Source organism: Rhizobium sp. 22-785-1, from assembly GCF_053521965.1.
Map to the genome: position 1 here is coordinate 194,088 of NZ_JBNWDI010000005.1, position 12,583 is coordinate 206,670.

The following is a 12,583-nucleotide window of genomic DNA, read 5'->3' on the forward strand; positions in this document are numbered from 1 at the left end:
CAAATGACCTTTGTCTAATTGCCGGACGTCACCAACCTGTTATGAATTGAGCACATGACTGGAGAAAGGAGTCTCCAGACTTAAAAAGACAATCTGCATGAGGAGGAGTTCATGGCTTCGAAGATCTACCCGGTTCTCAAATCGGCCAAGACCGGCACGCTGATCGACAATGACCGCTATCTGAAATGGTATCAGGATAGCGTAGAAGATCCGGAAAAGTTCTGGGGCAAGCACGGCAAGCGGATCGACTGGTTCAAGCCCTATACCAAGGTCAAGAACACCTCCTTCAAGGGCAAAGTACCGATCAAGTGGTTCGAGGACGGCCAGACAAACGTCTCCTACAACTGCATCGACCGTCACCTGAAAACCCACGGCGAGCGCACCGCGATCATCTGGGAAGGTGACAATCCCTATATCGACAAGAAGATCACCTATAACCAGCTCTATGACGCCGTCTGCCGGCTTTCCAACGTGCTGAAAAAGCATGGCGTGAAGAAGGGCGACCGCGTCACCATCTACATGCCGATGATTCCGGAAGCGGCCTATGCGATGCTCGCCTGCGCCCGTATCGGCGCCATCCATTCCGTGGTCTTTGGCGGCTTTTCGCCGGAAGCGCTCGCCGGTCGTATCGTCGACTGCCAGTCCACCTTCGTCATCACCTGCGATGAAGGCGTTCGCGGCGGCAAGCCCATTCCGCTGAAGGAAAACACCGACAAGGCGATCCACATCGCTGCGCGCCAGCATGTCATCGTCAACAAGGTTCTGGTCGTGCGCCGCACCGGCGGCAAGACCAACTGGGCGCCAGGCCGCGACCTCTGGTACCATCAGGAAACCGCAAGTGTGAAGGCGCACTGCGAACCGGTGAAGATGAAGGCGGAAGACCCGCTCTTCATTCTCTACACGTCAGGCTCCACGGGTAAGCCGAAGGGCGTGTTGCACACCACCGGCGGTTATTTGGTCTACGTGTCGATGACGCATGAATATGTCTTCGACTACAAGGACGGCGATATATACTGGTGTACCGCAGATGTGGGCTGGGTTACGGGACACTCCTACATCGTCTACGGCCCGCTCGCCAATTGCGCCACGACGCTGATGTTCGAGGGCGTGCCGAACTTCCCCGACCAGGGACGGTTCTGGGAAGTCATCGACAAGCATAAGGTCAATATTTTCTACACCGCACCAACTGCACTTCGCTCCCTGATGGGTGCCGGCGACGAATTCGTCAAACGGTCCGAGCGCTCCAGCATCCGGTTGCTCGGCACTGTCGGCGAGCCGATCAACCCGGAAGCCTGGGAATGGTATTATCACGTCGTGGGCGAGGATAAGAGCCCGATCGTCGATACGTGGTGGCAGACCGAGACCGGCGGCATCCTGATTTCGCCGTTGCCGGGTGCGACCGACCTGAAGCCCGGATCGGCCACCCGCCCCTTCTTCGGCGTTCAGCCGCAGCTCGTCGATGCCGAAGGCAAGGTGCTGGAAGGGGCAGCCGACGGCAACCTCTGCATCATCGATAGCTGGCCAGGACAGGCACGCACCGTCTATGGCGATCACCAGCGCTTCATCGAGACCTACTTCTCCACCTATAAGGGGAAGTACTTTACCGGTGACGGCTGCCGGCGCGATGAGGATGGCTATTATTGGATCACCGGACGTGTGGATGACGTGCTGAACGTCTCCGGTCACCGTCTTGGAACAGCGGAAGTGGAATCGGCACTCGTGTCTCACAGCGCCGTTTCGGAAGCCGCCGTGGTTGGCTATCCGCACCACATCAAGGGACAGGGCATCTACTGCTATGTGACGCTGATGGCGGGCAAGACGGGCGACGAAGCGCTCCGCGCTGAACTCGTCAAGCATGTGCGCGACGAGATTGGCCCGGTGGCAACGCCTGACAAGATCCAGTTCGCGCCCGGACTGCCGAAAACCCGCTCAGGCAAGATCATGCGCCGTATCCTGCGCAAGATTGCCGAGGACGATTTTGGCGCGCTTGGCGACACCTCGACGCTTGCCGATCCCGCCGTCGTCGACGACCTGATCGAAAACCGTCAGAACAAGCCTGCAGCGGCTTGAGGCCCTTATGGTCGCCTGACATGTCCTGAGAAACAAAACGCCCGGTGACGATCTGTCACCGGGCATTTTCATATGAGGCTGCGCGTCTCACAGTCTGCTCAAGAGTTGCCGTTGGCCTGCCGAAAATGGTGATTTCGAGAACCGGAGCTTAAGCGTACTAAAGTACGTGAGCACCGGAAGCGCAGAAATTGCCATTTGCAGGCGGCCAATGGCGATTATGGGATAGACTGTTACTGAGCGCGAACTTCCTTGAGCTTGGCCTGAATGCCGTCAACGACATCCGCACCGATTTCAGCCTTGTGCTTTTCGTAGACGACCGCAGACTTTTCGCGGATACGCGCCTGCTCTTCCGCAGACAGAACGTTCACCTTGAGACCAGCTTCCTTGATCTTGTCGAGTGACTTCTGGTTCAGCGCGCGGATGACCTTGCGCTCTTCGTCACGACCAACGATCGCGCATTCGCGCAAAGCCGTCTGCTCTTCGGGCGTGTAGCTGTCAAAGATCGGCTTGGAGAAGAGGAAGAGGAACGGCGTGTAAGCGTGGTTCGTCTCGGTGACGAATTTCTGCACCTCGTAGAACTTGGAGGTGTCGATCGTCACATAGGGGTTTTCCTGCGCGTCGATCGCATTGGTTTCAAGCGCCGAGAACACTTCGCCAAACGCCATTGGTGTCGCATTGGCACCCAGGTTCTGGAAGGTGTCGAGGAAGATGTTGTTCTGCATCACGCGGACCTTGAGGCCGGAGAAGTCTTCCCACTTGTCGACCGCGCGCTTGGAGTTGGACAGATTGCGGAAGCCGTTTTCCCAATAGGCAAGGTTTACGAGGCCCTGCTCTTCCAGCTTCTTGTTCATCATGTCGCCGAACTCGCCGTCGAGAACGGCGTCGACTTCCTTCGTGTTGGAGAACAGGAAGGGCAGATCGAAGACGCCGAGTGCCGGGATCAGGCCGACGAGCGGTGAGGACGACGTCACGACTGCTTCCTGGACGCCAGAACGCAGTGCCTGCGTTGCCTGAAGGTCGCCGCCGAGAGCGCCGCCCCAGAAGGCCGTCATCTTCAGCTTGCCACCGGTCTTGTCATCGAGGCAGGCCTGCATGGCCTTGATGCCGTTGCCGACCGGGTGGTCCTGATTGATGCCATTCGACACGCGGATCATGCGGCTGTTGTATTCGGCGAAAGCAGGTGCCGTGGCACCGGCGGTGAAGGCGATGGCTGTTGTGAGTAGAAGTAGCTTTCTCATGTTTTCCTCCCTTGGAATTGAGCAAGTCCAGTCAAGATGTGTGCGGCTTTACGGCCGCGAATGTGGTGGAGTGAGGAGTATTCCTCACCGCAGATATTGCAGCGGCACCATGACGATCTGCGGAAAGATCACCAGAAGAGCGAGCACGATGGTTTCGGCGACCAGGAACGGCCAGACGCCGACCGTCACCTTGCCCAGCGGAATGCGCCCGACGCCCGACACCACGTTGAGGACAACACCGACCGGCGGCGTAATGAGGCCGATGGCATTGTTGATGATGAAGAGCACGCCGAAATAGACCGGATCGATACCCGCCTGCTTGATGATCGGCATCAGAACGGGCGTCAGGATCAGGATAGTCGGCGTCAGATCGAGCGCGGTACCGACCACGAAGACCAGCACCATGATTACGGCCATGAGCAGCATCGGACGGTCGATCAGCGGCTCGATGTAGCCCGCAACTTCCGCCGGAATATTGGCAGCGGTGATCAACCAGGCCGAAACCAGCGCTGCAGCAACGAGGAACATGATGATTGACGTGCTCTTGGCAGCGCGTAGCAGCACATGCCACAGATCGGCAGGCTTCAGCTCGCGGTAGATGACCATACCTACGAAGAGTGCATAAGCGGCGGCAATGACCGCGGCTTCCGTCGGCGTCATGATCCCGGCCTTGATGCCACCGAGAATGATAACCGGCATGCCGAGTGCCCATCCGGCGCGACCCGTTGCCACGAGACGTTCCTTTGCCGTCGTCTTCGGCAGCGGCTGGACATTGTCCTTACGCACGACGATCAGCCAGGCGATGATCAGGGATGCGCCCATCAGGACGCCAGGCACGATGCCGGCAAGGAATAGTTGGGTAATCGACACGTTTGCCGCCACACCGAAGACGATAAAGGCCATGGACGGTGGGATAACGGGGGCGATGATGCCGCCGGCAGCAATCAGACCGCCGGAACGGGGAATGTTGTAACCGGCCTTCGCCATCATCGGGATGAGGATCGCCGCAAGTGCTGCGGTATCGGCTGCAGCCGAACCGGAGATCGATGCCATGATGATAGCGGCAACGATGGCGACGATGCCGAGACCGCCGCGAATATGGCCGACGAGTGCAATGGCAAAATCGATGATGCGGCGCGACAGTCCGCCGGAATTCATCAACTCACCCGCCAGGATGAAGAAGGGAATGGCGAGCAGCGTGAAGGTATCAGCTCCGGAGATCATGTTCTGGGCGATAATCGCCGTGTTGAACATCCCCATATACCACATCAGCACGACGCCGCAGAACATTAGCGAGAAGGCAACGGGAACACCGATGGCCATGGCGCCGAGGAGCGAGCCGACAAAAACCAGAAGTGTCATGTGTCAGCGCTCCGAAAGCTGTTCGATGGTGAGATTTTCACCGGCAAAGGCGGCAATTTCGTCTTCGCGAACCTTGCCCGTCAGAAACCGGTAGAGCCGTTCCAGTGCGATGATGAACATAATGCCGCCAGTGAACATGCCGATGCCATAAACCCAGATCATCGACAGACCCGTGACCGGCGCATGCATGCTGGCATTGATGCCGGACTGCTTCCAGGTTCCCCAGAAGAAGATCGCTGAGCAAAGAAGGATGATGATGTTCGACAGGATCATGCAGAATATGCGCATGCGCCGCGACAGGAACATCACCAGCGTTTCGATGCCCATATGGCTGTTTTCACGGAAGGTCACGACCGCACCGATGAAGGTGATCCAGACGAAGAAATAGCGCGCCAGTTCTTCCGAGACATTGATGCCGGAATTCATGGTGTAGCGCATGACCACATTGACGAAGACCATGATTGCCATGCCTGCGAGAAGCGCGACGAGAATGGTCTCGAGGATGCGGTAAAAAAGATTGATGACTTTCTGCATCTTCCCCTCCCGAGAATGCTGCGAGGCGGCGCGGACACACGAAGGTGCGCGCGCAACGGTCTAAGCCTTAAGGATATGCGTGCCGCGCCAGGCGAACTCGCCCGGCAACGGAGATTATAGAAGCCCGCGCTTTGCGAGATTGCGCATCAATGCCGTGGTGCCGAAGGTCCATTCCGGACAATCGGATGTGCTGGCCACCCAGTTGACCAGCTTACCCAACCTCGGGCTTGAGATTTCCACGCGGTCACCCTTGGCATGGGTGAAACCAAGGCCCGGGCCATGACGATCCTTGACCGGAGCGAACATCGTGCCGAGAAAGAAGACCGCGCCATCCGGATACTGGTGATCGCGGTTCAAGAGCTGCGACACCAGGTTTTCCGGCGTGCGGCTGATCGCCTGCATTGGGCTCACACCCGTCATGGTGAAACCATCTTCACCTTCGACGAGCAACGAAATCTGCGCCTGCTTGACGTCGTCCAGCGTGAACTTGCCATCGAAAAGACGGATGAACGGGCCGATCGAGCAGGAAGCGTTGTTGTCTTTCGCCTTGCTGAGCAACAGGGCGGAGCGCCCTTCGAAATCTCGCAAGTTGACGTCGTTACCGAGCGCTGCACCGACGATGCGACCGTCGGAGGTGACGGCCAGCACCACTTCCGGCTCAGGATTGTTCCACTGCGACTTGGGATGAACACCGATCAACGCGCCGCAGCCAACGGACGACATGGGCTGCGCCTTGGAGAAAATCTCCGCGTCGGGGCCGATACCGACCTCCAGATATTGCGACCAAAGGCCCATTTCCTGCAGCAGGCGCTTGACCTCGGCAGCCTTCTCCGAACCGGCTTCGACACCTTTCAGGCTGTCGCCGAGCACGGGGGCCAGGCGGCCGCGAATTTCCTGTGCGCGCTGCGGATCACCCTTTGCCTGTTCTTCGATGACGCGTTCCAGCATACTATCGGCGAAGGTAACGCCGGCAGCCTTCACCGCCTGAATGTCGTTCGGCGCAAGCAGCTGTCCAGCCGAACCATCAAGAAAAGCGTCAAAGGCCCCGAGTGCCGCAAATTGCATGGTGTCGGCCAGACGATCGATGAGATCATGCTTTTCCAGCAGTTCCGAAACGGTCGGCGCGAGGCTGGAGAGATCGTAGAGAACACCGTCCTTCAAGAGAACGGGACACGGGCCATCTTCGCTCTTGGACCAGACGCGACCGATCAGGATGGCGTCCTGATGGTCTTCCGGCAAAATTCCAGCTGATTCGACAGTCCTGATTCCGACCAAGCCTTATCCCTCCCACTTTCAGACCATCCGACAGCTGCCTCCACAGCACCTATATTGTCTGGATGTCTGACAACCTGAATACATACATCTTCTTAGTATGAGAAAATCGCTTAGTCCAGCCTGCATTGCTCCGAATTTCGGCGGAAAGTCGTAAAATCAAAACCGGCGCGGGCAAGCAGTGATGCCCTTGCTCACGAATAGACTTCGAGATGGAGATTGACGCGCTCGGCGGCACCGGACAGATGCGCGCGCATTGCAGCCCGGGCAGCCGACGCATCTGAGGCGGCAACCGCTTCATAGATCGCCACATGCTCAGCAATCGTAGTTTCAAGAATCTCGCCGAAGACTGCGCGGGAAAAGGCCGTGTTGATAGCCGAACTGATCCGTTCTGCAATAAAGCCCAGGAACATCGAGAAGTAATCGTTCTGGGTCGCGTCGGCGAGCGTCCGGTGGAAATCGAGATCGGCCGCAATCCCGTCCTTTTCCCATACCGGCGCGTGGCGCATCTTGTGGACCGCCGTCTTCAGCCGCTCCAGTTGCGCGTCCGTGCGGTGGACGGCAGCAAGTCCTGCCGCCTCTATTTCAAGAGGCATGCGCAACTGAAAGAGATCGCGGAAATTATCCGGATCGTTGAGTTTGGATCTTTCGATACGGATAGAAACGCGCTGCCTCGGATCGGTGACGAAAGCGCCGACCCCCTGGCGGGTTTCGACCGCACCCTCGTTGCGCAGCTGAGCAATCGCTTCGCGGATGACAGAGCGACTAACCCCGAAGGTTTTGGAGAGCACATGCTCCGTCGGTAGCTTGTCACCGGCTTTCAGCTTTCCATCATTGATCTCACGCGCGATCTCCGCAGCAATACGGCCGGGAAGATGATCTGCACGGTGAATCTGATTGAACTCCAACGTCATGATGGCTCCCGGTGGACACGAAACGCCGATGAGGGCGCATTTCTGCTTCTTCTAGCTAGCCACTTGTACGGCAAGCTGGCAACCGGGATTCATGCGAAGCTGCGGATCGAAAGCGGCTTTCAGCCGCTCGATCATATCCCGCTGCACGTCACCAAGCCGGCTTTCGAAATCCTCCCGCTTCAATCGGCCAATGCCGTGTTCAGCGCTGATGCTGCCTGCGTAGCGGTCGAGCACCGTGTTGACGATGACCTTGGCCTTATAGATGAACGCATCCCGCTCTTCCCGCGTGCTGCCGTTTGGCGGAAGCACGTTGAGATGCACATTGCCGTCGCCGACATGGCCATAGGAAACCGCCAGGCATTCCGGCAAATTTTTGGCGAGCTCGGCTTCCGCCTCCGCAACGAACTGAGCAAGGCGGGAAAGCGGCACGGAAATATCGGTGCGCATATGGGCCCCACGCAGCGCCTGCCCCTCATTCATGCCCTCACGGAACAGCCAGAGCGATTGCGCCTGCGCACGCGAGGAGGCAATAACGCCATCGAGCACAAGCCCGTCTTCCATAACGCCTTCGAGGAAGCGGCTCATCAGATCGCCGGTATCGACCAGACCCGAGCCGGAAATTTCCATCAGCACATAGGCTGCGTAATCATCCGCGATCGGCATTTTCAGAGCGGGAATCGCTTCCATGGCAAGTGCGAAGGCGACCGGAGGCATGAATTCGAAGGCTGACATCAGATCGCAGCACTCCCGGCGGGCGCGACGGTAAAGCTTGATCGCGTCATCAAGCGAGTTCAACCCGAGGAGCGCGGTCTCGACATGATCGGGATTGGGATAGAGCTTGACCGACACGGCAGTGACGATGCCGAGCGTGCCTTCCGCGCCGATGAAAAGCTGCTTGAGGTCGATGCCGCGATTGTCCTTGCGAAGTGTCGAGAGACCGTTCCAGATCGTTCCATCCGGCAGCACCACTTCAAGACCGAGCACCAGCTCTCGCGTCATGCCATAGCGAAGCACATTGATGCCGCCGGCATTGGTCGATACGTTACCGCCGATGCGACATGAGCCTTGCGCACCGAGAGACAGTGGGAAAAACATGCCCTTTTCCTGCACCGCATCCTTGAATTCCGACAGGATGCAGCCAGCCTCCACCACGGCAGAAAAGTCTTCCGTATCGATGGAACGGATAGCGTTCATGCGCTCGAGGCTGAGAACGACCTGGCGGTCCGGCGCGTCGGGAACGCCGCCGAGCACGAGACCGGTATTGCCGCCCTGCGGCACGATAGCAAGGCCAAGCTCTGCGCAGAGCCTGACGGCGGCGGCGACGTCCTCTACATTACGGGGGCGAATGATAGCGACCGCGCCACTGGACACATCGCCATGCCAATCGCGGCAATAGCGAACCATGTCTGTCGCGTTTGTCAGAACCAGCTCATTGCCAAGACTGGCCGTTAAGGACGCCTGCAACTCCTCGCGTGATCGCTCTTGACCCTTGAGCATCTTCCCTCTCGCCTCCACCCCGGCGGTAACGCTACTTTGGCGTCTCCGCTCTTAAATTTTTCGGTTTTTCAAAATACTGTTTTCAAGCTAGCAATATAAGGTTATCAGACAACCTTACAAGTTAAATTTTTGGACGGTGAGGAGGAGACACAGGATGCATATCGCGATTATCGGGGCAGCCGGAATGGTGGGGCGAAAGCTGATCGAAAGATTGGTTCGTGAAGGAGGTCTGAGCGGCAGGACCATCGGGAAATTCACGCTGATCGACGTGTTTCAACCAGAGCCGCCCGCCGGCTTCGATGGCACGGTCGATGCGCGCGCAGCCGATCTTTCCGCGCCCGGCGAGGCCGAAAAGCTGGTTTCCGCAAGACCCGATGTGATCTTCCATCTGGCGGCCATCGTCTCTGGCGAAGCCGAGCTCGATTTCGACAAGGGCTATCGCATCAATCTGGATGGCACACGCTATCTTTTCGACGCAATCCGAATTGCCAACGGTCAGGACGGCTACAAGCCGCGCGTGGTCTTCACCTCGTCCATCGCCGTCTTCGGCGCGCCGCTGCCATACCCGATCCCCGACGATTTCCACACCACGCCTTTGACCAGCTATGGTACGCAGAAAGCGATTTCGGAGTTGCTGCTGTCCGATTACACCCGCCGCGGTTTCTTCGAAGGCATCGGCATTCGCCTGCCGACGATCTGCATCCGTCCCGGAAAGCCGAATGCTGCCGCGTCCGGCTTCTTCTCCAACATTCTGCGCGAGCCTCTGGTCGGCCAGGAAGCCGTGCTGCCAGTGCCAGAGACCATCCGCCACTGGCATGCTTCGCCGCGTTCGGCTGTCGACTTCCTGCTGCATGGCGCAACCATCGATTCCGACAAGGTCGGTCCCCGGCGCAATCTTTCCATGCCGGGCCTGAGTGCAACGGTCGGCGAGCAGATCGAGGCCCTGCGCAAGATCGCCGGCGAAAAGGCCGTCAGCCTCATCCGCCGCGAGCCGAATGAGATGATCATGCGCATGTGTGAGGGCTGGGCACCCGGTTTCGAGGCGACCCGCGCCCGCGAACTGGGCTTTACAGCCGAGACGAACTTCGAAGAGATCATCAAGGTCCATATCGAAGATGAGCTGGGAGGTTCGTTGAAATGAATGGGTCTGACAAACAAGCGCGCACCATCGCTTTCCTCGGCACCGGCCTGATGGGCGGTCCCATGGCCCGCAACCTATTGAAGGCAGGCTTCACAGTCCGCGTCTGGAACCGCAGCACGGAGAAAGCACAGGCGCTGATGGAGGATGGCGCCATGCTTGCCGCCTCTCCGGCTGAGGCCGCCAAAGGCGCCAATATCGTCATCACGATGCTGAGCGATGGCAACGCTGTCGGCAATGTGCTGTTCGACATGGGCGTAGCCAACGCGCTGGGAAAAGGCGCCATCGTCATCGATAGCAGTTCGATTGCACCGCCAATTGCCCGTGACCATTCGCAAAAACTCCAAGCGCTGGGCATTGCTCATGTGGACGCACCCGTCTCCGGCGGCGTGCCGGGGGCGACAGCCGGAACGCTGGCGATCATGGCCGGTGGCGACGAGGCGACGGTGACAAGCCTTGGCGATATCTTCTCCGCCATGGGACGGTTGACCTATGTTGGACCATCCGGGGCGGGACAGCTTTGCAAGCTCGCCAACCAGCAGATCGTCGCCATCACCATCGGCGCAGTGGCAGAAGCCATGATGCTGGTCGAAGCGGGTGGCGCATCGCGCGAAGGCTTCCGCAACGCCATCCGTGGCGGCTTTGCCGAAAGCCGCATTCTGGAACTGCATGGCGAGCGCATGGTGAAACGTAATTTCACCCCCGGCGGTCCGTCGAAGTTCCAGCTGAAGGATTTGAACGGCGTTCTGGCAACCGCCAAGGATCTCGATCTGGCGCTGCCACTGACGGAAGAAGTGACCCGCGCCTTCGATGCCTTCGTCAACGACGGTGGCGCAGACAAGGATCATAGCGGCCTGCTGCTGCATCTGGAAAGGCTCAACAAGCGAGAGCATGAGGGCTGATTAAAAAATCATACAATTAGATGCGCAGACGCCTTTCGCGATGGGATGACATGACATAGGGTCACCGCCGACATCGTCGCGCGTAGTCGTGCGACGCACCCACACGGGAGGAAGGCAGCGCCCAGACGCTGCCAGAACGCCGAAGAATTCAAGATATTATAGGGAGTACACCCATGACAATTCATCAAAACCTTATCAACGGCGAGTGGATCGGCGCTGACACGTCGAAGAACATCAATCCATCCGACACAAACGAAGTCGTCGGTCATTACGCCCAGGCTTCCGCCGATGACGCCAAGCAGGCGATTGCAGCAGCCAAGGCCGCATTTCCGGCCTGGTCGCGCTCCGGCATTCTCGAGCGTCACGCCATCCTGAAGAAGACCGCCGATGAAATCCTCGCCCGCAAGGACGAGCTTGGCGCGCTTCTGGCCCGCGAAGAAGGAAAGGTTCTTGCTGAAGGCATCGGCGAAACGATCCGTGCCGCGCAGATTTTCGATTTCTTTGCCGGCGAGGCACTGCGCCTGGCAGGCGAAGTCATTCCGTCGGCTCGCCCGAATATCGGCGTCGAAGTCACACGCGAGCCTCTCGGCGTCATCGGCATCATTACGCCCTGGAACTTCCCGATCGCAATTCCCGCGTGGAAGATTGCACCGGCGCTCTGCTACGGCAACACCATCGTCTTCAAGCCGGCCGACCTCGTTCCCGGTTGCGCCTGGGCGATCGTCGATATCCTGCACCGTGCGGGCCTGCCGAAGGGCGTTCTGAACCTCGTCATGGGTCGCGGCTCCGTCGTCGGCCAAGCTATGCTCGACAGCCCGGATCTTGCCGGCATCACCTTTACCGGCTCCACCGGCACTGGCCAGCGCGTCGCAGCTTCGTCGCTGCCTTTCAACCGCAAGTTCCAGCTGGAAATGGGCGGCAAGAACCCCTTCGTCGTTCTCGATGATGCGGATCTCGGCGTCGCCGTGGAAGCTGCAGCCAACTCCGGCTTCTACTCTACCGGACAGCGTTGCACCGCCTCTTCGCGCATCATCGTCACCGAAGGCATTCACGACAAGTTCGTGGCAGCGCTTTCCGAGCGTCTGGCCAAGATCAATGTCGGCAATGCGATGTCGAAGGACACCCATGTCGGACCGGTCGTCGATGAAAAGCAGCTGAAGCAGGATTGCGACTATATCGAAATCGGCAAAAAAGAGGGCGCGAAGCTGGCCTTTGGCGGCGAAGTGCTGAAGCGCGAAACCCCCGGTTTCTTCCTGCAGCCGACGCTGTTCACCGAAGCCACCAACGACATGCGCATTTCGCGCGAAGAAATCTTCGGACCGGTCGCCTCCGTCATCCGCGTCAAGGATTATGATGAGGCTCTGGCCGTTGCCAATGACACGCCCTTCGGCCTGTCCTCCGGCATCGCCACCACCAGCCTGAAGCACGCTACGCACTTCAAGCGCAACGCCGAAGCCGGCATGGTCATGGTCAACCTGCCGACCGCAGGCGTCGACTTCCACGTTCCCTTCGGCGGCCGTAAGGCATCGTCCTTCGGCCCGCGCGAACAGGGCAAGTATGCCAACGAGTTCTTCACCACGGTGAAGACGGCCTACACGCTGGCCTAAGTCCAAACACAGACGCACAAAGATCCCCGGCTTCGACCGGGGATTTTTT

General features: G+C 58.8%; 10 protein-coding genes. 4 read left to right on the forward strand and 6 right to left on the reverse strand.

Annotated elements, in window-relative coordinates:
• Positions 1–111 precede the first annotated feature (111 nt).
• On the forward strand, positions 112–2,070 hold the full coding sequence (gene acs / locus ACQZ5M_RS12470) for an acetate--CoA ligase (RefSeq protein WP_296019299.1): 1,959 nt from the start codon (positions 112–114) through the stop codon (positions 2,068–2,070).
• Positions 2,071–2,300: 230 nt separating this feature from the next.
• On the opposite strand, the gene ACQZ5M_RS12475 is transcribed toward acs, so the two are convergent.
• The 6 genes from ACQZ5M_RS12475 to ACQZ5M_RS12500 all read right to left on the reverse strand — a co-directional run bounded on the left by ACQZ5M_RS12475 (position 2,301) and on the right by ACQZ5M_RS12500 (position 8,887).
• Entirely contained in the window at positions 2,301–3,308 is a 1,008-nt protein-coding gene (locus ACQZ5M_RS12475; protein ID WP_296019297.1) for a TRAP transporter substrate-binding protein, read from the reverse strand.
• Positions 3,309–3,392: 84 nt separating this feature from the next.
• Positions 3,393–4,670 carry a TRAP transporter large permease gene (locus ACQZ5M_RS12480; RefSeq protein WP_296019294.1) on the reverse strand — a complete coding sequence of 426 codons (1,278 nt, stop codon included), beginning with the start codon at positions 4,668–4,670 and terminating at the stop codon, positions 3,393–3,395.
• Positions 4,671–4,673: 3 nt separating this feature from the next.
• A complete protein-coding gene (locus ACQZ5M_RS12485; RefSeq protein WP_296019291.1) occupies positions 4,674–5,204 on the reverse strand; it encodes a TRAP transporter small permease in 531 nt (176 codons plus the stop codon).
• Between the two features lie 114 nt (positions 5,205–5,318).
• The gene (locus ACQZ5M_RS12490; protein ID WP_449079901.1) at positions 5,319–6,479 is read right to left on the reverse strand and encodes a fumarylacetoacetate hydrolase family protein; all 1,161 of its coding nucleotides are present in this window, start codon (positions 6,477–6,479) and stop codon (positions 5,319–5,321) included.
• A gap of 191 nt (positions 6,480–6,670) precedes the next feature.
• Positions 6,671–7,390, reverse strand: a complete 720-nt coding sequence (locus ACQZ5M_RS12495; protein ID WP_449079902.1) for a FadR/GntR family transcriptional regulator — start codon at positions 7,388–7,390, stop codon at positions 6,671–6,673.
• A 51-nt stretch (positions 7,391–7,441) separates the two neighbouring features.
• A complete protein-coding gene (locus ACQZ5M_RS12500; protein ID WP_296076735.1) occupies positions 7,442–8,887 on the reverse strand; it encodes an FAD-binding oxidoreductase in 1,446 nt (481 codons plus the stop codon).
• Between the two features lie 154 nt (positions 8,888–9,041).
• On the opposite strand from ACQZ5M_RS12500, the gene denD reads away from it, so the two are divergent.
• From denD to ACQZ5M_RS12515, 3 genes are all read left to right on the forward strand, one after another.
• Entirely contained in the window at positions 9,042–10,028 is a 987-nt protein-coding gene (gene denD / locus ACQZ5M_RS12505) for a D-erythronate dehydrogenase (protein WP_449079903.1), read from the forward strand.
• Entirely contained in the window at positions 10,025–10,927 is a 903-nt protein-coding gene (locus ACQZ5M_RS12510; RefSeq protein WP_296073918.1) for an NAD(P)-dependent oxidoreductase, read from the forward strand. The genes denD and ACQZ5M_RS12510 overlap by 4 nt, the downstream gene beginning before the upstream one ends.
• Positions 10,928–11,100: 173 nt before the next feature.
• Positions 11,101–12,534, forward strand: coding sequence for an aldehyde dehydrogenase family protein (locus ACQZ5M_RS12515; protein ID WP_296034834.1), 1,434 nt, complete (start codon positions 11,101–11,103; stop codon positions 12,532–12,534).
• Positions 12,535–12,583: the final 49 nt, after the last annotated feature.

Excerpts from the sequence above, each read along its gene's own strand:
- acs (WP_296019299.1), top strand. The coding sequence starts at position 112 with ATGGCTTCGAAGATCTACCCGGTTCTCAAATCGGCCAAGACCGGCACG.
- ACQZ5M_RS12475 (WP_296019297.1), bottom strand. The coding sequence starts at position 3,308 with ATGAGAAAGCTACTTCTACTCACAACAGCCATCGCCTTCACCGCCGGT.
- ACQZ5M_RS12480 (WP_296019294.1), bottom strand. The coding sequence starts at position 4,670 with ATGACACTTCTGGTTTTTGTCGGCTCGCTCCTCGGCGCCATGGCCATC.
- ACQZ5M_RS12485 (WP_296019291.1), bottom strand. The coding sequence starts at position 5,204 with ATGCAGAAAGTCATCAATCTTTTTTACCGCATCCTCGAGACCATTCTC.
- ACQZ5M_RS12495 (WP_449079902.1), bottom strand. The coding sequence starts at position 7,390 with ATGACGTTGGAGTTCAATCAGATTCACCGTGCAGATCATCTTCCCGGC.
- ACQZ5M_RS12500 (WP_296076735.1), bottom strand. The coding sequence starts at position 8,887 with ATGCTCAAGGGTCAAGAGCGATCACGCGAGGAGTTGCAGGCGTCCTTA.
- denD (WP_449079903.1), top strand. The coding sequence starts at position 9,042 with ATGCATATCGCGATTATCGGGGCAGCCGGAATGGTGGGGCGAAAGCTG.
- ACQZ5M_RS12510 (WP_296073918.1), top strand. The coding sequence starts at position 10,025 with ATGAATGGGTCTGACAAACAAGCGCGCACCATCGCTTTCCTCGGCACC.
- ACQZ5M_RS12515 (WP_296034834.1), top strand. The coding sequence starts at position 11,101 with ATGACAATTCATCAAAACCTTATCAACGGCGAGTGGATCGGCGCTGAC.